Genomic DNA, 22,514 nt, shown 5'->3' on the forward strand with positions numbered 1-22,514 from the left:
CTCATGGCCGACGACAGTCCGCACGTGAGAACCGATCGACGAGGGCGGGCGTTCCCGTCTCCCGGCTCGTACGGGCACGCGTCGTGACAGAGGTCCGGGCCGCTCTCTTCGACGTGTTCGGCACCGTCGTCGACTGGCGCGGGGGAATCGCCGACGAGGTGCGGCGCTGGCTGGAGGAGTACGCCCCCGAACGCGACGACATCGATCCGGGCGACTTCGCGGACCTGTGGCGTGCGAGGTACCAGCCCTCGATGCAACCGATCCGGACCGGTGAGCGCCCCTTCACCAAGCTCGACGTGCTGCACCGCGAGAGTCTCGTGGAACTGCTGGCGGAGTACGTGCTCCCCACCGAGGCGGTCGACGATCTCACTCTGGCGTGGCACCGGTTGCCGCCGTGGCCGGACTCGGTCGCCGGTATCGCAGCCGTCCGCGAGTCCGTCATCGTGGCACCCCTGTCCAACGGCAACGTGTCGTTGCTCCTCGACATGGCCAAGCGTGCCGGCATCCCCTGGGACGCGGTCCTCGGCGCGGAGGTGGTGCAGGCCTACAAGCCGACTCCCGAGTCGTATCTGCGGACGGCGGAGTTGCTCGATTTCGCTCCCGGCCAGTGCCTGATGGTCGCGACACACAACGATGATCTCGCCGCCGCCCGTGGGTGCGGACTACAGACCGCCTTCGTGCGCCGCCCGCACGAGCACGGACCGCAGCAGACCGAGTCCGAACCCACCGACGACTGGGAGTTCGTCGTCGACGACCTCGAGGAACTGGGCAGGCTTCTCCGGTCCGGTCAGGCGAGCAGTCGTTCGTAGACGCCGACCTCGGACCCGAGTTCCCAGGCGCCGATGCCCTCGAAGGAGGACAGCACGCGCTCGTGATTCCAGTCCTCGTCGACGTGGATCTCGTGCGGATTGCCCTCGATCTCGTGCTGCGGGTAGTGGACGATCGGGATCGACAGGTACGCCGCCCGCGTCGCGGCCGCACAGCACTTGGCCCACAGCGCCACCGCGTCGGCCTCGGTCATGTGCTCCGCCACGTCGCCGATGATCACCACGTCCGCCGTCGGCAGGTCCACCGTGCGCGCGTCACCGAGGATGATCTCGTCGTAGTACTCGTGGAGGCGGTAGGTCTCCACGTACGGCTCCCAGATCTCGACACCGATGATGCGGGAGAGCTGCGGCCCTGCAAGCAGTTTCGCGTAGGTCCCCACCCCCGGTCCGATGTCGAGCACGGAGACGGGTCGCTCGGACCCCAGGGCGTGGACACGGTCGCGGGTCCAGGACTTACCTTCGGACGAACTCATCGGCATGACTGTCCTGTGCCCAGCCGGGCCTCGGCGTAATCGTCAGGGGCTCGGGCGGTCGTGATCGCGACCCGTCGCGAGGTCCCCGCACTCGACGGTGATCACGTCGGGGTTGCCGCGGAGGAAGGTGCGGGCGCCCTGATCCCCCGTCGCCGCCTCCGCGACCTCCGCCCACCACCGGCGCGCGAGCACCACGGGGTGACCGGGAGTGTCATCGAAGGTGGCCCGCGCGATTCCAGTGCTCGCGGCGTGGTCGAGAACCCGCCCCACCACCTCGGCGCCGATGTCGGGGGTGTCCACCAGGTGCAGCACCGCGAGGTCGGCGTCGGTCGTCTCACATGTCTGCAGGCCCACCCGGACCGAGCTGCCCATGCCGGTGCGCCACTCGTCGTTCACCACGGCCTGCGCGCCGGGAGGCATCTCCGGTGCCGCGGCACCCACGACGACCAGGACCTCGTCGCACCCGCCCTCGCGCAGCGCCCGCACCGCCAGGTCCAACCAGAGCCCGTCGTGCGCCAGGATCTTGGGGGCGCCGTACCGGGTGCCCGCACCCGCCGCGAGCACCACGCCGACCGTCGTCATGCGACCACCCTGCACGGGCTGCGTCCCCGGCGCCAGTGCGCGTCGAGCACCTCCCGGGCGCCACGTCCCACTTTTCGCACCCACTCGCGGGAACCCGCCCCCAGCGCCCGCGAGTGGAACACCCCGCGCACGTGACGCTCCGCTCGACGCCGAATGGCGCGGGATCCCGCCCCATCCGCCGCCGAGGGCAGCAGAAACTCCACCTCCCGGGCGCCACGTCCCACTTTTCGCACCCACGCGCGGGAACCCGCCCCCAGCGCCCGCGAGTGGAACACCCCGCGCACCCCCCGCCCCCTACTCCAGCCGCGCCTCGAGCTCGGCGATGCGGTCGAGCAGCACCTTCTCCCGCGCCGCGGCGTCGCGCTCGTACAGCGCACCCATCCTGCTCACGTAGTCCTGGTCGTAGCGCGGGATGATGCTGCGGGTGCAGTTCCAGTCGATCGCCTCGACGGAGATCACGACGCTGCGCTCGCACCGCGACTCGACGGTGCCGCCGGGCACCTGCCGAAGTCGCTCGAGCAACGCCGGGTCCGCACTTCCCTCGACCACCGTCGCGCGCCCGTAGATCTTCACGCGCTGGCGGCGCGGGTAGTCCACGACGATCAGCGCCACGCGGTCGTTCGCGTCGAGATTGCCGGCCGTCACGTACTGGTTGTTCCCGGCGAAGTCGGCGAACGCGAGTGTGTGGTCGTCGAGCACCTGCAGGAACCCGGCCGGCCCGCTGCGGTACTGGACGTAGGGCCATCCGGTCTCGGTGACCGTCGACAGGTAGAACTGGTCCGCGGCGCGGATGATCACCTTCTCGCGGCCGTCGAGTGCGTCGGGTCCGTCGTCGCCGCGTTCCGTCTGCGCACCGTAGGCCGTGTAGCTGCCCTTCGCGCGCTGCCGCGCCAGCGCCGAGGGTCCGAACACCAGGTGGTGATAGTGGTTGCTCATCGCCCCTCACTCTTCACCACCTGTTGGCGGATCACCCAACGACCAGCGCGGACCGGTGCCCCGACTTTGTGCGGTCTCGACTGGCGGGGTGGCCCCGCATGGCGGAGTCTGATCGCACCGCACTCCGGTCACTCGCCGCCCTGCACCGTCGCAGGGCACCGCCTCAGGCCTTTTCGGCCCTCGCCTGGAACCAGGTCCACTCATGACTGTTCGCTCCGCCGTCACGCGGCGTCACCCCGTCGACGAGGTTCTCCCCGCCCACAAGCTGGCGGCCTACGGGTTCCAGCACGTCGTCGCCTTCTACGCCGGGGCGGTGCTGGTCCCGATCATCATCGGTGGGGCCATCGGCCTCACCAACGAGCAGTTGATCCACCTGATCAACGCCGACCTGTTCACGTGTGGCATCGCCTCGATCATCCAGGCGGTCGGCTTCCGAAAGATCGGTGTGAAGCTGCCGCTCCTGCAGGGCGTCACCTTCGCCGGTGTCAGCCCGGTCATCGCGATCGCGATGGCGAACGGCGGCGGGACCGAGGGCCTGCTGTACGTCTACGGCGCCGTCATCGTGGCGGGCCTGTTCACGTTTCTCATCGCCCCCTGGTTCAGCAGGCTGCTGAGGTTCTTCCCACCGGTGGTGACAGGGACGGTGATCGCCATCATCGGTATCGCCCTGCTGCCGGTGGCCGTCAACGACGCCGTCACGAATCCTGCGACCCACGAACAGGATCCGACGAACGGCCGCTGGATGGCCTACGCGATCGGCACGCTGGTGATCATCGTGCTGATCCAGCGGTTCTTCCGCGGCTTCACCGCCACCATCGCTGTGCTGCTGGGACTCGTCATCGGCAGCGCCACCGCGTACGTGTTGGGCGACATGACGTTCGACGGTGTCTCCGAGGCGTCGTGGGTAGGGTTCACGCAGCCGTTCCTGTTCGGCGCGCCCAAGTTCAGTGTCATCGCCATCATCTCGATGATCGTGGTCCTGATGATCACGGCGGTCGAGTCGACGGGCAGCGTCTTCGCGACGGGTGAGATCGTCGGCAAGCGGATCACGAAGGACGACATCGCCGCTACCCTGCGTGCCGACGGCGTGGCCACGGTGATCGGCGGCTCCTTCAACTCGTTCCCGTACACGGCCTTTTCGGAGAACGTCGGCCTGGTGCGCCTGACGCGCGTGCGCAGCCGCTGGGTGGTCGCCGCCGCCGGTGCCATCATGATCGTCCTGGGCCTGCTGCCGAAGACGGCGGCGGTGGTCGCGTCCATTCCGTCACCCGTCCTGGGCGGCGCCGCGCTGGCGCTCTTCGCCACCGTGGCGGTCGTGGGCATCCAGACCCTGTCGAAGGTGGACTTCACCGACCACCGCAACCTCATCATCGTCGCGACGAGTCTCGGTCTGGCCCTGCTGGTCACGATCCAGCCGACCGTATCGGAGGGTGTCCCGAGCTGGCTCGAGCTGCTGTTCTCGAGCGGCATCGTGCTGGGTGCGTTCACCGCGATCGTCCTCAACATCCTGTTCTTCCACGTGGGTGGCTCGCGCGGGGCGACGGTGGCGGGCTCCCCCGGCGACTCGATCACCCTCGACGCCGTCAACGAGATGAGCCTCGACGACTTCTCGACGACGTTCGGCGACGTGGTGCAGGGATCGGACTGGGTGGTGCGTCGCGCGTACGAGCAGCGGCCCTACGCGGATGCTCATGCACTACGGGAGGCGTTCCAGGATTCCCTGCTCGCAGGCACCACGGAGGAGCAGGTCGAGCTGATCAGCGCCTTCCCCGATCTGGGCAGCGAGGACGACACCGGCACCGCGTTCGCCAAGGACCACGTCTCGCTCGCGCACCTCGGCGACGAGGAGCACCGCTCGGTGGTCGACCTGGCCACCGCCTACCGGGATCACTTCGGCTTCCCCCTCGTCATCTGCGCGGCCGAGACCGAGCACTACGACCGGGTGCTCGCCAACGGGCGGTCGCGGATGGAGAACTCACCGGGTGCGGAGCGGTCGTTCGCCATGATCGAGGTCGCGAAGATCGCGAACCACCGGTTCGACGACCTGGTCGCCGATGCGAATCCCATCGCCGCGGCGCGTTTCGGCAGACTGAACGACCTGTCCTGATCCCCACCACAGAAGGGAACGCTCGTGTTCCTGCACGAAGCACTCGGGCTCGACGGATTCAATCGGCTGTCCGATCGCGCCGCGATGCACGCCTTGTTCGAGTGCTGCTCGTCGTCCATCTGGGCGCGCCGGGTGGCCGTCGGTCGCCCCTTCGACAGCGCCGAAGCCCTTCTCGACCGCGCCGACAGCGAGTTGGCGGAGCTGTCCGAGACCGAGATCGACCGGGCTCTCGACGGTCATCCGCGCATCGGTGCGTCGGTGACCGCCGGCTCGTCGTCGCAGCGCGAGCAGGCCGCGGTGAGCGAGGCGGACCAGAGTGTCAAGGACGCGCTCGCGGCAGGTAACCGGACCTACGAGGAGAAGTTCGGCCACGTGTACCTGGTGTGTGCGACCGGCCGACCGGCGACGGAGCTTCTCGCTATCCTCACCGAGAGGCTCGACAACGATCCGGAGACGGAGAGGCGCGTGATGAGAACAGAACTGGCGAAGATCAATCGAATCAGGTTGACCCGCATGCTGACCGAGCGGACCGAACAGTGAGTGTCAGCACCCACGTCCTCGACGCGGTGCACGGGACACCGGCGACGGGGGTGGGTCTCGCGGTGGTCGACGAGCACGGCGACGTGGTCACCACCGGCATCACCGACGAGGAGGGACGCGCCAAGGAACTGCTCCCGGACGACGCGGTGGCCGGTGTCTACACACTCGTGTTCGACACCGCCGCGTACTTCGAGCAGTCCGGGACGCAGACCTTCTACCCCGAGGTGTCCATCACCTTCACCGTCCTCGATGTCGATGCGCACCACCATGTTCCGCTGCTGCTGTCCCCGTTCGCGTACTCCACCTATCGAGGAAGCTGACCCCATGACCGATCTGACCGGGAACATCGTCCTGGGAGCCAACCAGTACGGCAAGGCCGAGAACCGAGTGGTGCGCATCTACCGCGACACCGCCCGCCACGAGATCCGGGACATCTCCGTGTCCTCGGCACTGCGGGGCGACTTCTCCGCCGCCCATCTCGTCGGTGACCAGGGCGCGGTCCTGCCGACGGACACCCAGAAGCAGACCGCGTACGCCTACGCGAAGGAGAAGGGCCTGCTGCATCTCGAATCGTACGGCCTGGATCTGGCACGGCATTTCGTCGACGACGTCGAGCCGGTGACGGAGGCGCGGGTCGAACTCGAGGAGTACTCGTGGGAGCGTGTCACCGTGGACGGCCGCCCCCACGATCACACCTGGGTGCGCAAGGGCCAGGAGACGCGGGTCGTCTCGGTCACCGTGGGCGGCTCCGGAGCGGAGCAGAAGACCTGGGTCACCGCGGGTTTCAAGGATCTGATCATCCTGAAGTCGACGGGCTCCGAGTTCGCCGGCTTCCTCGAGGACTCCTACACCGTGCTCGCCCCGACTCATGACCGCGTCATGGCCACCTCGCTCGAGGCCCGGTGGCGCTACACCACCACCGACGTCGACTGGGACGAGGTGTACGCCGGCGTCAAGGCAGTGATGATCGAGCAGTTCGCCACACTCCAGTCGCTCGCGTTGCAACAGACACTCTTCGCGATGGGACGCGCTGCGCTGGAGGCATTCCCGTTCATCGCGGAGATCCGGATGAGCGCACCGAACAAGCATCACTTCCTGTACGACCTCGACCGTTTCGGTGTCGAGAACAACGGCGAGGTCTTCCACGCCGACGACCGTCCCTACGGGCTCATCCAGGCGACCGTCGAACGCGAGGACGCCCCCGACGCGGGATCCGCCTGGCGGGGTTACAGCGTCGTCGGCTGAGGCCCGAGCACGGCCAACGCGACGAAGACGTCGGTGCGGTCCTCCGTCGTCCCCAGGTCTCGGTCCGTCAGCGCCTCCACCCGTCCGATGCGGTACCGCACCGTGTTGACGTGCACGTGGAGGGCGTCCGCCGTGCGACTCCACGAACCGTCGTGGTGCAGGTACGCCCGCAGCGTGTCCAGCAGTCCCGCGTCGGTGCGGCTGTCGTGCTCGAGCACCGCGCCGAGCACCCGCCGGGCATAGGCAGCGCGCAGTCCGTCCGGCACCACCGAGAGCAGGACGGCGGCCGACCCGGTGTCCGCGCTGGTCCGCACGGCGATCCGGTCAGCCGATGCCGCCGCCACCTCACGCGCATGCTGTGCCGTCCGCACACATCCGACGAGGGCCGCGGCTTCTGTAGCCGTACCCACGCCCACGGCGATCCGTCCGGTCACGGTGTCCTCGAGTCGACGCAGCGCAAGGGCGAGATCGGCGGCCATGCGGGTGGACGTCCGACCGAAAGGTAGCCCGACGACGCCGATCACGAGGTCCCCGCCGGTGACTCCCACACTCACCGCACCGTCGACCGGTTCCCGCACCGCGTCGGTGAGCACCGCGGCCAGGACCTCGACAGGCATATCCGCGGTGGCGGCCAGCGCGACGACGTCTCCTGTCACGTCGACGCCGATCTGTCGAATGCGTTCCAGCGCCTGCTCTCCGGATCCGTCGACGAGGAGTTCGGCCGCGCGGTCGGCCATGGTGCGCAGCACCCGCGCGCCGTCGTCCACGCGCACGCGATCGAGGGCCGCGATGCTCGCCAGCTGACCGAGCGCATCGAGAACCTGCCCGTCCAGGCACTCGTGGTCACCGTCCACGACGAGGTACCACGCAGTCGCACGGTGACCGAAACTCGATCCGACGGGCAGCACGGACCGCACCGTGTTCTCGGTGAGCACGCGGCACGGAAGACTCTGCGCCGCAGTGCGGACGAGAGCGTCCACCACCTCCGTGGCCAACGGCTCGGCGGACACCACGGGCCGGCCCACCGCGGTGATGATCCGGCAGGTCACGCCCGTGTCCCGCGCCGTCTCGTGCGTGAGGTCCGCGAGCGCGCGTCCGTCGGTGACCGCGGTGAGCAATCGGTGCTGGCGGGCCAGACTGGCGGAGAGCCGCGCCACCCGATCGCCGGTCACCCGGCTGGTGACGGCCGCGATGACGTCCGCGAACGCGACCGCCGAGGGCACCGCGAGCAGCGGTAGCGAGTACTTCTCGCACGCATTCACCACGTCGTCGGGGACGGAACCGAACACTTCGTCGCCCGCCGCGAGCGCCACCGCGCCCGCCGCGACGACCGACGCCACGAAGGCATCGCTGTCCTCCGGCGCGCGGCGCCACACCATGCCGGTGACGACCAGCTCGCCGCCCACGATGTAGCGCGACGGGTCCGGCAGATCGGTCGCGAAGGCCCACCGCACGGTCCGACCGAGTTGGTCGTCGGTGCCGACGAGGCGCCGCAGCGCGAGTTCCGGTACGTCGAGCACGTCCTGGATCAGCACACCCGTTCACCCGCCCGCATCGTCGTTGGAGGATCCGACAGTAGGCGGCGCTCGTTTCGGCCACGTTTCGTCGGCGCGCGCCCTGCGCGGGTGGCCGACACGGTGTTGACTCGGTGACACAGCGAGGACAGGAGTACGACGTGCCGGACCGCATTCTCATCACGGGCGCCCACGTGATCACCGTGGATCCCGCCCGCTCCGAGTGGGCGGCGGGCTGGGTCCTGATCGAGGACGGGCTCATCGCGGCGCTCGGCGACGGGACACCGCCGCCGCGTCCCGACGGTCCGGAGGTCACCGTCATCGACGGCCGCGGTTGCGTCCTGACTCCCGGCCTCGTGAACACGCACCACCATCTCTATCAGTGGATCACCCGCGGTCTGGCCGCGGACTCGACGCTCTTCGAGTGGTTGACGACGCTGTATCCCGTGTGGGCCGGCATCGACGCCGACTCGGTCCGCGTCGCGGCGACGGGTGGGCTCGCTCGGTTGGCCGCGACCGGATGCACCACCACCACCGACCACCTCTACGTCTTCCCCCACGACGGCGGCGACGTGTTGGGCGCAGAGATCGACGCCGCGAGGACGGTCGGTCTGCGGTTCCACCCGACGCGCGGATCGATGGACCTGGGACACAGTCGGGGTGGTCTGCCGCCGGACAGCGTCGTGGAGTCGCTCGATGCGATCCTGGCCGCGAGCAGCGCCGCGGTCGACCGCTGGCACGACCCGTCCTTCGGATCGATGCTGCGCATCGCTCTCGCACCGTGCTCGCCGTTCTCCGTCACCGGCGACCTCCTTCGCGAATCGGCGACGCTGGCGCGCGAGCTGGGCGTCCGGTTGCACACACACCTCGCCGAGACCCTGGACGAGGAGGAGTTCTGCCGCAGCAACTTCGGCATGACGCCGGTGCAGTACATGGAATCGGTCGGCTGGGTCGGCGACGACGTCTGGTACGCGCACGCCGTGCATCTCGACGACGCCGCGATCGCGACCATGGCGGCCACCGGAACCGGGGCGGCCCACTGCCCCACGTCCAACGCGCGGCTGGGCGCCGGTATCGCCCGAGCGCGCGATCTGATCGACGCTCGGGTTCCCCTGGGGCTCGGCGTCGACGGTGCCGCCAGCAACGAGTCCTGCAGCATGCTCGAGGAGGCGCACCACGCAGCACTGTTCGCACGGGCGCGCGGCGGACCCCGGGCCATGACTGTGCGCGAGAGCCTCGACCTCGCGACACTCGGCGGTGCCCGAGTCCTCGGGCGCGAGAACGAGATCGGCTCGCTGGAGGTGGGCAAGCTCGCCGATCTGGCGCTGTGGCGCATCGACGGCGCCGCCCACGCCGGCATCACCGACCCCGTCGCCGCGTTGGTACTGGGCGACCGGCCGCCCCTCGAACGGCTCCTCGTGCACGGGCGGGTGGTGGTCGAGAACGGGGTGGTCATGACCGTCGACGAGGAGACGGTGGCCCGGGACGTGGCGGCGGCGCACACGGCGCTGCTCACGAAGGCCGGGCGGTGATTCCGTGGACCTGAACACCGTGCGCGAGGTCGTCCGGGCTCGTACGCGGGGCGATCTCTCGGTCATCGACGGCGGCACCGCCGTGGTGGCAGGTGGGACGTGGGTCTTCTCGGAACCGCAGGTGGGGGTGCACCGACTGGTCGATCTGACGGACCTCGGCTGGGAACCCGTCGTCGTCGGTGAGGGGCTGGAGATCGCCGCGACGTGCACCGTGGACACGCTGCGTCGGATGTCGTGGCCGCCGCGGTGGCTGGACCTCGAGTCGCTGGTGGCCCTCTGCTCCGACGCGTTGCTCGCGTCGTTCAAGGTGCAGCAGTTCGCCACGGTCGGTGGGAACATCGCCCTCGGACTTCCCGCGGGATCCATGACCTCGCTCTGTTCGGCGCTCGACGGCGTCGCGGTGATCTGGACCCCCGACGGTCACGAACGGCGCGTGCCCGTCGCGGCGCTGGTCACCGGACCCCAGCGCACGTCGCTCGCACCGGGCGAGGTGATACGCAGCATCGAGATCGACGACGCCGTTCTGCGCTCCCGATTCGCCTGCCGCAGAATGTCCTTGGCACCTCGCGGGCGCTCCGGCGCCGTCGTGATCGGTCGCCGGGACGCCGACGGATCGTGCGTCCTCACCGTCACCGCGTCGACGCGCCGCCCGCACCAGCTGCGACTCGAGGCAGTGCCGCACGCCGAGGACGTGGCCGCGCTGCTCGACGCCGCGATACCCGCCGACCAGTGGTACGACGACGTGCACGGAGCACCGGACTGGCGACGCCACGTGAGCGGCGTGCTGGCACAGCAGATCTGCGAGGAGCTGTCATGAGAGTGGGAGTCAACGGGGAGACCGTGGAGATGTCGCCGCGACCGGGCCAGTGCCTGCGCACGGCCCTGCGCGACATCGGACGGTTCGAGGTGAAGAAGGGGTGCGACGCGGGCGACTGCGGCGCGTGCTCGGTGCTGCTGGACGGTGCCGCCGTCCAGTCGTGCATCGTTCCGGCCTACCGCGCCGAAGGTCGGGAGGTCACCACGGTGGCCGGGCTGGGCACGCCGGACGACCTGCATCCGATGCAGCAGCGATTCGTCGACGCCGCCGGATTCCAGTGCGGCTTCTGCACGGCCGGCATGATCGTCACCGCCGCCGCCCTCACCGACGAGCAGACCGAGGATCTGGACACCTCGCTCAAGGGAAACCTGTGTCGCTGCACCGGGTATCGGGCGATCACCGACGCGGTCACGGGTGTGCGCACCATCGAGAAGTCCACCGAGGGACCGGCGTGCGGACGCTCCGTCGCCGCGCCGGCCAGCGCTCGCGTCGTCACGGGAACGGAGCCCTACACGCTCGACGTCGCGATGCCGGGTCTACTGCATCTGTCGGTGCTGGGGAGCCCCCACGCCCGTGCGCGCATCGTCTCGATCGACACGTCGGCCGCGCTGGCCGTCGAGGGCGTGGTCGCGGTGCTCACCCACGAGGACGCGCCGCCCGTCGCCTTCTCCACCGCACGCCACGAGTCACGGGACGACGATCCCGACGACACACTCGTTCTGGATCGCGAGCTCCGCTACGTCGGGCAGCGGGTGGCGGCGGTGATCGCCGAGTCGGTGGCCGCCGCGGAGGAGGGCAGACGGCGCCTCGTCGTCGAGTACGAGGTGCTGCCCGCCGTGCTGCATCCCGCGGACGCGCTCGCACCGGGAGCCCCGATCGTCCACGCCGGCAAGGGTCCCGAGGCCAGGATCGCGGACGTCGAGCGCAACGTCGTGGCCGAGGTGAGCGGTACGACCGGCGACGTCGAGGCGGGCCTGGCGGCCGCGGACGCCGTGGTGACCGGAACGTGGCGCACCGCCCGCGTGCAGCACACTCACCTCGAGACGCACGGTGCGATCGCCTGGTTCGCGGAGGACGGGCGCCTGACCGTCCGCACGAGCTCGCAGGTCCCGTTCCTCGTACGGGACGAGCTGTGTCACATCTTCGACCTCGATCCCGACACCGTGCGCGTGTTCACGACGCGGGTCGGTGGCGGGTTCGGCGCCAAACAGGAGATGCTCACCGAGGATCTCGTGACGCTCGCCGCTCTGACGGTGCGTCGACCGGTACAGCTCGAGTTCTCCCGTGCCGACCAGTTCACCGTCGCGCCCTGTCGGCATCCCATGGAGGTGTCGGTCACCGCAGCCGCCACGGCCGACGGCACGCTCACCGCGCTGACCCTCGACGTGCTGAGCGATGCCGGCGCCTACGGCAACCACAGTCCCGGTGTGCTGCACCATTCCACCGACTCGATCGCCCTCTACCGCTGCGCGGCCAAGCGCGTCGAGGCGAGAGCGGTGTACACGAACACGATTCCGTCCGGCGCGTTCCGCGGATACGGCGTCGGGCAGACCGGTTTCGCCGTCGAGTCGGCGCTCGACGAGTTGGCGCACCGATTGCACATCGATCCGATCGAGTTCCGGCGTCGCAACGTCGTCGTGCCGGGTGATCCGTTCGTCGCCGCGCACGTCCTCGACGGCGACCTCCTGTTCGGCAGTTACGGACTCGACCAGTGCCTCGATCTCGTGGACGAGGCACTCGCCGAGCCCGGATCGCCGGCGCCCGACGGATGGCAGGTGGGCGTCGGCGTGGCCATCGGCATGAATGCCACCGTGCCGCCGCGCGGCCACGTCTCCGACGCGTCGATCACCGCTCTGCCCGGAGCGCGCTACCTGGTGCGCGTCGGCACCGCCGAGTTCGGTAACGGCACCACGACGGTGCACGGTCAGATCGCGGCGTCGATCCTGAACACGACCGTCGACCGCATCGAGATCGCACAGTCGGACACCGACGTCACCTCCCACGACACGGGCGCCTTCGGGTCGGCGGGCACGGTGGTCGCCGGCAAGGCTGTCGCACTCGCCGCGGAGTCGTTGCGCGAGAGCATCATCGGTGCCGCATCGAGCCTGACCGGATCGCTGCCGACGCAGGGTGTGCTCGGTCCGGAGGGCGTCACGGTGGACGGCGCACTGTGCTCCCTCGACGAGATCGTCGCGGCCCACGGCGGACCGTTGGCGGCGGACGGGTACCACGGCGGATCGCCTCGCTCGGTGGTGTTCAACGTCCACGGGTTTCGGGTCGCGGTCGACCCCGGGAGCGGCCGCGTCGCGATCCTGGACTCCGTGCAGGCCGTCGACGCCGGCACGGTGATGAATCCGGTGCAGTGCCGTGGGCAGGTGGAAGGTGGTGTGGCGCAGGCGCTGGGCGCGGCACTGTACGAGGAGATGAGGCTCGACGAGACGGGGCACGTGACCACAGCGTCGCTACGGAATTACCACATCCCGCAACTCGCCGACGTTCCGACGACCCGAGTGTTGTTCGCGGACACCTATGACGCGCTCGGGCCGCTGGGTGCCAAGTCGATGAGCGAGTCTCCGTACAACCCCGTCGCACCGGCGTTGGCCAATGCCGTCACGGACGCCGTCGGCGTACGGCCGCACGCACTGCCGATGTCGGCTGACCGCGTCTGGAGAATGCTGCAGCGCGATCAGGAGTCGTAGAAGGTCTGCAGAATGATGGTACTGCGGGTCTGCACGTTGGCAGTGGTCCGGATCTGCTGCAGGAGTCGCTCGAGATCCCGCGGTGACGCGACGCGGACCAGCAGCACATAGCTGTCCTCCCCCGCCACGGAATGGCACGCCTGCACCTCGGGCAGCGGCCGCAGACGCGCGGGCGCGTCGTCGGGCGCCGTCGGATCCAAGGGGGTGATGGCCACGAACGCCGACAGTGGCTGGCCGATGGCCTCCCGATCGACGCGCGCGGTGTATCCGAGGATGACCCCGGACGACTCGAGCCTGCGCACTCGTGACTGCACGGCCGAGACCGAGAGGCCCGCCCGCTCCGCGAGGTGAGCGAGAGTCGCGCGGCCGTCGGTGATCAGTTCCTCCACCAGCACGCGATCGGTGGCGTCCAGATCGTCCGAGCGGACGGACTTGCCTCGTGCACCGGTCATGGGCGCTACCCTGCCACGTCCCGATCGGGCAGCGTCAGGCGAACAGTGGTGGCATGGCGAAGACCATGACCGTCGACCACGCGACGTGCGTCAGGATCGGCGCGAGAATGCCGCCGGACGCCCGGCGTTCGAGTCCCAGCACGAAACCGAGGGTGATGGCGGCGAAGCCGAGCATCGGGTTGCCCGTGGCCAGAGTGGCGATGGTGTAGACGATCGTCGAGATGACGACCGGCCGCTTCACGCCGATGGCCGAGAACAGAGCGCCGCGGAAGAAGATCTCCTCGGCGACCCCGTTGAACAACGTGATGAAGACGATGAGCGCGAGCGGTCCGACGCGCGCGTGATCGAGGACGTTGGCCGTGAAGTCCCGCAGCGGCGGGATCTCCCGCACGACGAGTGCGCCGAGGATGAACACGCCACCTGCGGCCAGACCGATCGCGATCGGCGTGATGATCGGCCGCCGCAGGGTCCCGCGGAAGTTGATGCGACCGAGGTGCAGTGGCCCGGACAGGAACCCGCCGACGATCCACACCAATGCCAGCGCGATGGTCAGCGTGTAGAACATGGGGTCGCCGGGCTCGGTCGACAGCGACACTCCCAGCAGCGTCGCGCCCACGACGAGCACGACCGCCACGATGATGCGCCGCCGTAGGAAGGCGCGATCGGTCTCGTGATGGTCGCGGTCGACCTTGTCCACCAGCGCGTTGCGCACGATGGATTCGGCCCTTATCTGCCAGGACACCATGAAGTACTCCTCCGGCTCGTCGAACCTGTCGGTCGTGTCGGAACTTGCGGTCGGTGAACGAGAGACCGACTAGAACTTCAGAAGAGACCGTACCCGGGACGAGACCGCGGCAACCACGTCCAGATTGGTCCGGACGACCGGAGCGACGGGCCACGAGTAGAGCACCGCGCCGATGCCGAGTGCCTCGGCGAGCTTCCACCCGTCCTCGCTCAGCAGTTCGGCGCCGCGGCGGCGAATGCTGCGGACGTCGCCGCCGGTCCACTCCGCGTCCGAGGACACCAGGCGCAGCGAGTCGGGCGTCGTGGCCAGGCCGCGGGTGGCGCTCGCGCCGAGCAGGCTTCGGCGCATGGCGTCGTCGACGTCGGTGAGACCGCCCTCGGGCTCGGGGACGAACTCCGAGATGCGGTTCTCCGAGGCGGTCATCGAGTTCACGAGAGACTGCACCAGGTCGTCGGCGAGCAGTCCCGGAACCGGGATCAGTCGGCCGATCACGAGAGCCGCGAGCTTGGTCGGGATGCCCGGGGTGGGCACACCCAGACGATGCAGCTCGGCGGCGCGGACGTAGGCGAAGACGAGGTCCTTGTACGGAAGGATCTCGGGGCCCGCGATGTCGTACGCGTCGGCGGGCACGTCGGGTGACGCGCACGCGAGGAGATAGTGCACGACGTCGTCGACGGCGATCGGCTGCACCGGCTTGCTCAACCAGCTCGGGAGCGGCAGCACAGGCAGCCGGTCCGCGAGGTACCGGATCATCTCGAAGGACGTCGATCCGGCGCCGATGACGATGGCGGCGCGCAGCCACACCACCTCGATGCCGTCGATGGTGAGCGCCTCGCCCACCTCGGCGCGGCTCGCGAGGTGCTCGGACAGCTTCTCGCCCTCGGGGACGAAGCCACCGAGGTAGACGATGCGGCGGACACCCGCGGCGCGTGCCGCCTCGGCGAAGTGCCGGGCGGACGCGAGGTCGGTGGCCCGGTAGCCGGATTCCCCGATGGCGTGCACCAGGTAGTACGCGACGTCGATGTCCTCCGCGGACAGCGCCTCGGCGCACGAGTCGGCGTCGGTCACATCGAGTCGCACCGCCCGCACGTCGTCGTGCCAGTCGAAGGCGGTCAGCCTCTCCGGCGTGCGCGAGCCCACGACGACGCTCTCGTCGGCCGACACGAGCGCGTCGACGAGGCGAGAACCGATGTAGCCGCTGGCCCCGGTCACGAAAGCAGTCATGCTCTCGACATTACGGGTGCGGTGCGCTCGCATACCGCCGCGTGAGGGGCGTCACCGTGCAGACTGTGCTCATGGCCGACGTGGATCGACACCGAGCACCCGACAACGATCTGTCGGTGCGTACCGTCCGGCTGCCCGTACCGTCACTCGGCAACATGCTCGGACTCGCCCGCGGGACCGTTCTCTGGTCGCTCGACACCGTCGCGTTCGTCGCTCAGCTGCCCCGGCGGATCGACGACCTGTTCGTTCGTGTCGACGAGGTCATCGCCGCGATCGAGCGCATCACCGACCAGGCCCAGACGGTCATCGGCAAGGTCTCGGCCACCACCGAGGACGCGCAGGGCGTCATCGTCGGAGCGGAGTCCGCCTCGTCCAAGGCGCTGGCGATGATCTCCGAGCTCGAACCCATCACCGCGCGCGCGATCCCGCTGGGCCGCACCTTCGTGGACAACTTCTCCGAGGCCGAGGTGGAGGCGGCGGTGAAGCTCGTGGACCAGCTGCCGGAGCTGGTGCAGCGGATGGAGGGGATCATGCCGATCCTCGCGACGCTCGACACGGTCTCCCCCGAGATCCACGAGTTGCTCGAGGTGACCAAGGACGTGCGCAAGGCCGTCATCGGAATCCCGGGGTTCAAGTTCTTCCGCAATCGCGGCGAGGAACGCCTGCACGACTGATCGTCGCGCCGCCACACCTCGCGAGTACGTCCAGAGTGCTGTGATCCCGGCCTTCTCAGCGACCTTATCGACGTACTCGCAGGGGTGGGGACGCTCATCCGGCGACCGTGTCGGTGGGTCCGTGCACTATGGAGAGGTGAAGAACCCCACCGCTCCGTCGCCCGAGGACGTGCTCGCGCGGTTCACGGCTCCGACGCGGGCGTGGTTCGACGGCGCCTTCCCCGCGCCCACCGCCGCTCAGCTCGGTGCGTGGGACTCCATCTCGAGCGGCGCGCACACCCTCGTCGTCGCCCCGACCGGCTCCGGCAAGACTCTGTCCGCGTTCCTGTGGGCGCTGGACAAGCTGGTCAGCCGTGATCCCGAGGACACGGCACCCGGCACCCGCGTGTTGTACGTCTCGCCGCTGAAGGCGCTCGCGGTGGACGTCGAGCGCAACCTGCGCGCTCCCCTGGTCGGCATCACGCAGACGGCCAAGCTGCAGGGCGTCGCGCCGCCGGAGATCTCGGTGGGCGTGCGGTCCGGCGACACCAGCCCCGCCGATCGTCGTCTGATGCTCAAGACGCCGCCGGACATCCTCATCACGACACCGGAATCGTTGTTCCTGATGCTGACGTCCGCGGCGCGCGAATCACTCGAGCGTGTCGACACCGTCATCGTCGACGAGGTGCATGCCGTCGCCGGCACCAAGCGCGGCGCGCACCTGGCGCTGTCGCTGGAGCGTCTCGACGCGAGGTTGGACAAGCCCGCTCAGCGCATCGGTCTGTCCGCCACCGTCCGTCCGCACGAGGAGGTGGGACGCTTCCTCACCGGGTCCGCACCCATCAGCATCGTGTGCCCGCCGTCGCCGAAGACGTTCGACCTCTCGGTGCGCGTTCCGGTGGAGGACATGACGGAACTCGGCACCACCGAGCCGCAGGAGGGGTCGGCCTCCGCCGCTCCGCAGCAGGGGTCCATCTGGCCGCATGTCGAGGCGCAGATCGTCGACCTCGTCCTGGAGCACCGGTCGTCCATCGTCTTCGCCAATTCTCGACGGCTCTCGGAGCGACTCACCGCGCGCCTCAACGAGATCTACGCCGAACGCCTCGGTGACGGTGCCCCCGTCGATCACGCGCCGCCGTCCCAGATCGGCGCGTCCGGGGACGTCGTCCACGGCGCCGAGCCGCTGCTGGCCCGCGCACACCACGGCAGCGTGAGCAAGGATCAGCGCGCGCTCATCGAGGACGACCTGAAGTCCGGCCGACTGAAGTGCGTCGTCGCCACCAGCAGCCTCGAACTCGGTATCGACATGGGCGCAGTCGATCTGGTGGTGCAGGTCGAGGCGCCGCCGTCCGTGGCCAGCGGTCTGCAGCGTGTCGGTCGCGCCGGCCACCAGGTCGGCGAGATCTCCCGCGGCGTGCTGTTCCCGAAGCACCGCACCGACCTGATCCACTGCGCCGTGACCGTGCAGCGGATGACCGACGGGCACATCGAGGCGCTGAAGGTGCCGGCCAATCCCCTGGACATCCTCGCCCAGCACACGGTCGCCGCGTGCGCCCTCGAACCGATCGACGCCGACGAGTGGTTCGACATGGTCAGGCGCACCGGCAATTTCGGGTCGCTGCCCCGGTCCGCCTACGAGTCCACACTGGACCTGCTGTCGGGAAAGTACCCGTCGGACGAGTTCGCCGAGCTACGGCCGCGTTTGGTCTGGGACCGTGACGGCGGGTCGCTCACCGGTCGCCCCGGCGCCCAGCGTCTGGCGGTCACCTCCGGCGGCGCCATCCCCGACCGCGGACTGTTCGGCGTCTTCATGGTCGGCGAGAAGGCCAGCCGCGTCGGCGAACTGGACGAGGAGATGGTCTACGAGTCGCGCGTCGGAGACGTCTTCGCCCTCGGTGCCACCAGTTGGCGCATCGAGGAGATCACCCACGATCGAGTTCTCGTCAGCCCGGCCTACGGGCAGCCCGGCCGACTGCCGTTCTGGCACGGCGACGGACTCGGTCGCCCGGCCGAACTGGGCGAGGCACTGGGCGCGTTCCTGCGCGAGTCGTCGGACGACGACGCGCTGCGCGGCCGGCTGCAGGAGAGCGGGCTCGACGTCAACGCGGTGAACAACCTGTCCGCGCTGCTCACCGAGCAGCGCACGGCGACGGGCCACATGCCCACCGATCGCACGTTGGTCGTCGAACGGTTCCGCGACGAGCTGGGCGACTGGCGTCTGGTGCTGCACTCCCCGTACGGCCAGCAGGTGCACGCACCGTGGGCCCTGGCCATCGGCGCGCGCCTCATCGAGCGGTACGGCATCGACTCGCAGCCCACGGCATCGGACGACGGCATCATCGTGCGCCTCCCGGACACCGACGACGAGCCGCCGGGCCCGGACCTGTTCGTCTTCGAGAAGGACGAGATCACCGACATCGTCACCGAGCAGGTCGGTGGCTCCGCCCTGTTCGCGTCGCGGTTCCGTGAATGTGCCGCGCGCGCACTGCTTCTGCCCCGCCGCAATCCGGGCAAGCGAGCGCCGCTCTGGCAGCAGCGTCAACGCGCCGCGCAGCTTCTCGACGTGGCCAAGAAGTACCCCACGTTCCCCATCCTGCTCGAGACGGTGCGCGAGTGCCTGCAGGACGTGTACGACCTGCCCGCACTCGAGGACCTGTGTGTGCGGATCGCACGCCGCCAGATCCGCATCGTCGACGTCGAGACCGACTCCCCGTCACCGTTCGCCACCTCGTTGCTCTTCAGCTACGTCGGCCAGTTCATGTACGAGGGCGACTCTCCGCTGGCCGAACGTCGCGCTGCTGCACTGTCTCTCGACGCCTCGCTGCTGGCGGAGCTGCTCGGACGCGTCGAACTGCGCGACCTGCTCGACGGCGACGTCGTCACCGACACCGAGCTCGAACTGCAGCGCCTCGTCGACGACCGCAAGGCACGTGACGCGGAGGGCGTGGCCGATCTGCTGCGCCTGCTCGGCCCGCTCACGACGGCGGAGATCGAGGCACGCATCGAGTCGCCCGGCTCCGCAGCGCAGTGGGCGGGCGAGCTCACCGCGGCGCGCCGCGCCCTCGAGGTCTCGTTCGCCGGGTCGCAGTGGTGGGTCGCCATCGAGGACGCCAGCAGACTCCGTGATGCGCTGGGTGTCCCGTTGCCCATCGGCACCCCGGCGGCGTTCATCGAGCCGGTCGAGGATCCGCTCGGGGACCTCGTGAGCCGCTACGCGCGCACCCACGGTCCGTTTTCGGTCGCGGACGTCGCCGGCCGCTTCGGCATCGGGTCGGCGGTCGCCCGCGACGTGCTGCTGCGCCTCGTCGCCCAGAAGCGCGTGGTGGAAGGGGAATTCCGGCCCGGCGGTTCCGGCAGTGAGTGGTGTGACGCCGAGGTGCTGCGCAGGCTCCGCCGACGTTCGCTCGCCGCCGCACGCCAGGACGTCGAACCCGTGTCCACCGGTGTCCTGGGTCGCTTCCTGCCGCGCTGGCAACACGTCGGCGGCACCCTCCGCGGACTCGACGGCGTGGCCACGGTCATCGACCAGCTCGCCGGCGTCCCCGCGCCCGCCTCGGCCTGGGAATCGCTGATCCTGCCTCAGCGTGTCCGGGACTACTCCCCCGCGATGCTCGACGAGCTCACCGCCACCGGCGAAGTGGTGTGGTCCGGCCACGGCGCGATCTCCTCGAAGGACGGGTGGATCTGCCTCCATCCCGCCGACGCCGCACCGGTGACGCTGCCGCCCGCCAAGGACGACGAACTGACGGATTTGCAGCAGACCGTGCTGCAGGTGCTCTCGGGCGGCGGCGCGTATTTCTTCCGGCAGCTGTCCGACACCGTCGGGCAGCTGCATCAAACCGAGTCCGGCGCCCCGGCCGACGACACGACTCTGGTTGCGGCACTGTGGGATCTAGTGTGGACCGGGCACCTCACCAACGACACGTTCGCCCCGCTGCGAGCGCTGCTGCACGGCACCACCCGTTCGGCGCCGAGCCACCGCCCCGCGCGGCGCTCGCCGCGGGCGCGGTCCTACCAGCGGTTCGCGCGGCCCTCATTACCGACGCGCACGGGCCCGCCGTCTGCCGGTGGGCGGTGGGCACTGCTCCCGGAGGCCGAGTCGGACCCCACCATCCGGGCACACGCCACCTCGGACATCCTGCTCGAGCGCTACGGCGTCGTCACCCGAGGGTCCGTCATGAACGAGGGCGTCCCCGGCGGCTTCGGCGGTGTCTACAAGGTGCTCACCGGCTTCGAGGACAGCGGCCGGGCGCGACGCGGCTATTTCGTCGACTCGCTCGGCGGCGCCCAGTTCTCCACCTCGGACGTCGTCGACCGACTGCGCAGCGAGTCGGAACGTCCTGTCGGAGCCGTCGCACTTGCCGCGACCGATCCCGCCAACCCGTACGGCGCCGCACTGCCCTGGCCCAAGAGTCCTGTAGACGCCGCCTCGGGCCACCGCCCCGGACGCAAGGCCGGTGCCCTCGTCGTCATGGTGGACGGCGAACTCGTGCTGTACGTCGAGCGGGGCGGCAAGACGGTGCTCACCTTCACCGAGGAGCGCGACGTGCTGGTCACCGCGGCGTCGGCTCTCGTGTCGTTGGTGACCACCAGGTCCGTCGACAAGCTGGTGATCGAACGCACCGACGGGAGCGACATCCACGGCTCCGTCTTCGCGACGATCCTCACCGAGGCGGGCTTCTCGGCGACGCCGCGTGGCCTCCGGATCAGGGCCTGATCCATGCCCGAAGGCGACACCGTCTGGCGCACGGCCAACAGTCTGCGCGACGCACTCGACGGCAAGGTTCTCACCACGTGTGATGTGCGCGTGCCGCGCTACGCCACGGTCGACTTCACCGGCGAGACAGTGGAATCGGTTCTCTCGGCGGGAAAACACCTCGTCATCGAGGTCGGCGGCAAGGTCATCCACTCCCACCTGAAGATGGAAGGCGCCTGGCACGTCTACCAGCCGGACACACCGTGGCGACGGCCCGCCTACCAAGCGCGCATCGTGCTCGGGACGAGTGACAGGGTCGCAGTCGGATTCGAACTCGGTGTCGTCGAGATACTGGATACCGTCGAGGAAGCGGTCGGATATCTCGGGCCGGATCTGCTGGGGCCCCTGTGGGATCCGGCGGAGGCCCTTGCGAATCTCGAAGCGGAGCCCGACAGGCCGATCGGTCTCGCTCTGCTCGACCAACGCGTCATCGCCGGTCTCGGGAACGTCTACCGCAACGAGATCCTGTTCCTGCGCGGCGTCGATCCCCACACTCCCGTTGCCGAGGCGGGCAATCTGGCCAAGATGATCGATCTGTCACACCGGACGATCACGGCCAACAAGAACCGCAACGCGCGCACCTTCACCGGTGATCTCCGTGCGGGCCGGCACTTCTGGGTCTACGGCCGCGAGAACAAGCCGTGCCGCCGATGCGGAACGCGCATCCGCGAGGGGCTGCTCGGCGACAACCCGCTCGAAGAGCGGCAGATCTACTGGTGCCCGAGGTGCCAACCCGCTCCGTGAACCGACTGTCCGGTCACGGCTCGTGGGACACCTCCGGTGCACCCAGCCGCGCGGAGGCGTCGAGCATCGTCTCGGTCCGATCCCGGTGCGAGGTGGCCGGAGACGTGGTGTCCGGCCAGTCCTCGATCTCCGCCAGCGCCCAGTCGCTCCACTCGACGATGTGCGAGAAGTGTCCGACCATGAAGCGATTGGCGAGAGCCATCAGGTGCTGACGCTCGGGAAACGTCGCGACGGTGGTGTCTCGCAGCGTGACGGCGTGCCGCCCGAAGAGTCGGCGGGTGGCGTCGGCCTGTTCCCGCATCGTCCGTAGGTTGCCGCGCAGGTCCTCGATGGAACCCTGCTCGGCGAACAGCACCCGCATCATGCCCTCGAACTCGAGAGCCGACGGGCGAGACTTCTCCGCCAACCATGCCGTCAGGGCTGCGCGCCCCTCGTCGGTGATCGAGTAGACGGTGCGGGGACGCGCGCCCACCGCATCGGCCCTCGCTGTCACGAGCCCACGCTCGAGCAACTTCTTCGGCGCGTTGTAATGCTGCCGTCCCGCCCGAGGCCACAGTTCGCCGACACCACGACCGAACAGTTCCGAGATGTCGTACGCGGTGAGGTCCCGCGACACCAACATGCCGAGCACGACGTACGACGTCGTGGTGAGGTCGCCCTGAGCCACC

Annotated in this window: 19 protein-coding genes; 11 read left to right on the forward strand and 8 right to left on the reverse strand. The window is 69.4% G+C overall.

Going from position 1 to position 22,514, the window contains the following annotated elements; all coding sequences use genetic code 11:
• Positions 1–83: 83 nt before the first annotated feature.
• Entirely contained in the window at positions 84–809 is a 726-nt protein-coding gene (locus QE397_RS11185) for a haloacid dehalogenase type II (protein WP_307093354.1), read from the forward strand.
• On the opposite strand, the gene QE397_RS11190 is transcribed toward QE397_RS11185, so the two are convergent.
• The 3 genes from QE397_RS11190 to QE397_RS11200 form a co-directional block, all read right to left on the reverse strand.
• A complete protein-coding gene (locus QE397_RS11190; RefSeq protein ID WP_307093357.1) occupies positions 788–1,300 on the reverse strand; it encodes a bifunctional 2-polyprenyl-6-hydroxyphenol methylase/3-demethylubiquinol 3-O-methyltransferase UbiG in 513 nt (170 codons plus the stop codon). The genes QE397_RS11185 and QE397_RS11190 overlap by 22 nt on opposite strands.
• Positions 1,301–1,342: 42 nt before the next feature.
• Positions 1,343–1,882 (reverse strand): nucleotidyltransferase family protein, encoded by a 540-nt coding sequence (locus QE397_RS11195; protein WP_307093359.1) that lies wholly within the window; start codon positions 1,880–1,882, stop codon positions 1,343–1,345.
• Between the two features lie 294 nt (positions 1,883–2,176).
• Positions 2,177–2,818 (reverse strand): pyridoxamine 5'-phosphate oxidase family protein, encoded by a 642-nt coding sequence (locus tag QE397_RS11200; RefSeq protein ID WP_056447722.1) that lies wholly within the window; start codon positions 2,816–2,818, stop codon positions 2,177–2,179.
• Between the two features lie 202 nt (positions 2,819–3,020).
• Here QE397_RS11200 and QE397_RS11205 point away from each other — a divergent pair, with 202 nt between their 5' ends.
• The 4 genes from QE397_RS11205 to pucL are packed head-to-tail and all read left to right on the forward strand — an operon-like array spanning position 3,021 to position 6,710.
• Positions 3,021–4,925 (forward strand): solute carrier family 23 protein, encoded by a 1,905-nt coding sequence (locus tag QE397_RS11205; protein WP_307093363.1) that lies wholly within the window; start codon positions 3,021–3,023, stop codon positions 4,923–4,925.
• A 30-nt stretch (positions 4,926–4,955) separates the two neighbouring features.
• Positions 4,956–5,465 (forward strand): 2-oxo-4-hydroxy-4-carboxy-5-ureidoimidazoline decarboxylase, encoded by a 510-nt coding sequence (uraD, locus tag QE397_RS11210; protein ID WP_307097515.1) that lies wholly within the window; start codon positions 4,956–4,958, stop codon positions 5,463–5,465.
• Positions 5,462–5,785 carry a hydroxyisourate hydrolase gene (gene uraH, locus QE397_RS11215; protein ID WP_027503685.1) on the forward strand — a complete coding sequence of 108 codons (324 nt, stop codon included), beginning with the start codon at positions 5,462–5,464 and terminating at the stop codon, positions 5,783–5,785. Before uraD ends, uraH begins: the two co-directional genes overlap by 4 nt.
• 4 nt (positions 5,786–5,789) lie before the next feature.
• Positions 5,790–6,710 carry a factor-independent urate hydroxylase gene (pucL, locus tag QE397_RS11220; protein WP_307093367.1) on the forward strand — a complete coding sequence of 307 codons (921 nt, stop codon included), beginning with the start codon at positions 5,790–5,792 and terminating at the stop codon, positions 6,708–6,710.
• Here the strand turns inward: pucL and QE397_RS11225 are convergent.
• On the reverse strand, positions 6,692–8,245 hold the full coding sequence (locus tag QE397_RS11225; RefSeq protein ID WP_307093370.1) for a PucR family transcriptional regulator: 1,554 nt from the start codon (positions 8,243–8,245) through the stop codon (positions 6,692–6,694). The genes pucL and QE397_RS11225 overlap by 19 nt on opposite strands.
• Before the next feature lie 113 nt (positions 8,246–8,358).
• Here QE397_RS11225 and QE397_RS11230 point away from each other — a divergent pair, with 113 nt between their 5' ends.
• The 3 genes from QE397_RS11230 to QE397_RS11240 are packed head-to-tail and all read left to right on the forward strand — an operon-like array spanning position 8,359 to position 13,272.
• Positions 8,359–9,756: an 8-oxoguanine deaminase gene (locus tag QE397_RS11230; RefSeq protein ID WP_307093371.1), complete on the forward strand. Its 1,398-nt coding sequence runs from the start codon at positions 8,359–8,361 to the stop codon at positions 9,754–9,756.
• A gap of 4 nt (positions 9,757–9,760) precedes the next feature.
• Positions 9,761–10,573: a xanthine dehydrogenase family protein subunit M gene (locus QE397_RS11235; RefSeq protein ID WP_307093373.1), complete on the forward strand. Its 813-nt coding sequence runs from the start codon at positions 9,761–9,763 to the stop codon at positions 10,571–10,573.
• On the forward strand, positions 10,570–13,272 hold the full coding sequence (locus QE397_RS11240; protein WP_307093375.1) for a molybdopterin-dependent oxidoreductase: 2,703 nt from the start codon (positions 10,570–10,572) through the stop codon (positions 13,270–13,272). Before QE397_RS11235 ends, QE397_RS11240 begins: the two co-directional genes overlap by 4 nt.
• On the opposite strand, the gene QE397_RS11245 is transcribed toward QE397_RS11240, so the two are convergent.
• The 3 genes from QE397_RS11245 to QE397_RS11255 form a co-directional block, all read right to left on the reverse strand.
• A complete protein-coding gene (locus QE397_RS11245; RefSeq protein WP_027503691.1) occupies positions 13,260–13,724 on the reverse strand; it encodes an Lrp/AsnC family transcriptional regulator in 465 nt (154 codons plus the stop codon). The two genes, QE397_RS11240 and QE397_RS11245, sit on opposite strands and share 13 nt — an antisense overlap.
• A 34-nt stretch (positions 13,725–13,758) precedes the next feature.
• Positions 13,759–14,469: a CPBP family intramembrane glutamic endopeptidase gene (locus QE397_RS11250; RefSeq protein WP_307093379.1), complete on the reverse strand. Its 711-nt coding sequence runs from the start codon at positions 14,467–14,469 to the stop codon at positions 13,759–13,761.
• A 69-nt stretch (positions 14,470–14,538) separates the two neighbouring features.
• On the reverse strand, positions 14,539–15,693 hold the full coding sequence (locus QE397_RS11255; RefSeq protein WP_056447708.1) for an NAD(P)H-binding protein: 1,155 nt from the start codon (positions 15,691–15,693) through the stop codon (positions 14,539–14,541).
• 71 nt (positions 15,694–15,764) lie between these two features.
• Here QE397_RS11255 and QE397_RS11260 point away from each other — a divergent pair, with 71 nt between their 5' ends.
• From QE397_RS11260 to QE397_RS11270, 3 genes are all read left to right on the forward strand, one after another.
• Entirely contained in the window at positions 15,765–16,367 is a 603-nt protein-coding gene (locus QE397_RS11260) for a hypothetical protein (RefSeq protein WP_082544656.1), read from the forward strand.
• Positions 16,368–16,503: 136 nt separating this feature from the next.
• Positions 16,504–21,063 (forward strand): ATP-dependent helicase, encoded by a 4,560-nt coding sequence (locus tag QE397_RS11265; RefSeq protein WP_307093382.1) that lies wholly within the window; start codon positions 16,504–16,506, stop codon positions 21,061–21,063.
• A 3-nt stretch (positions 21,064–21,066) separates the two neighbouring features.
• Positions 21,067–21,846, forward strand: coding sequence for a DNA-formamidopyrimidine glycosylase family protein (locus QE397_RS11270; protein WP_056069272.1), 780 nt, complete (start codon positions 21,067–21,069; stop codon positions 21,844–21,846).
• A 13-nt stretch (positions 21,847–21,859) separates the two neighbouring features.
• On the opposite strand, the gene QE397_RS11275 is transcribed toward QE397_RS11270, so the two are convergent.
• On the reverse strand, positions 21,860–22,513 hold the full coding sequence (locus QE397_RS11275) for a PadR family transcriptional regulator (protein ID WP_222627177.1): 654 nt from the start codon (positions 22,511–22,513) through the stop codon (positions 21,860–21,862).
• Between the last annotated feature and the right edge of the window lies 1 nt (position 22,514).

It is taken from the genome of Rhodococcus sp. SORGH_AS_0301 (assembly GCF_030818285.1).
GTDB lineage: Bacteria > Actinomycetota > Actinomycetes > Mycobacteriales > Mycobacteriaceae > Rhodococcoides.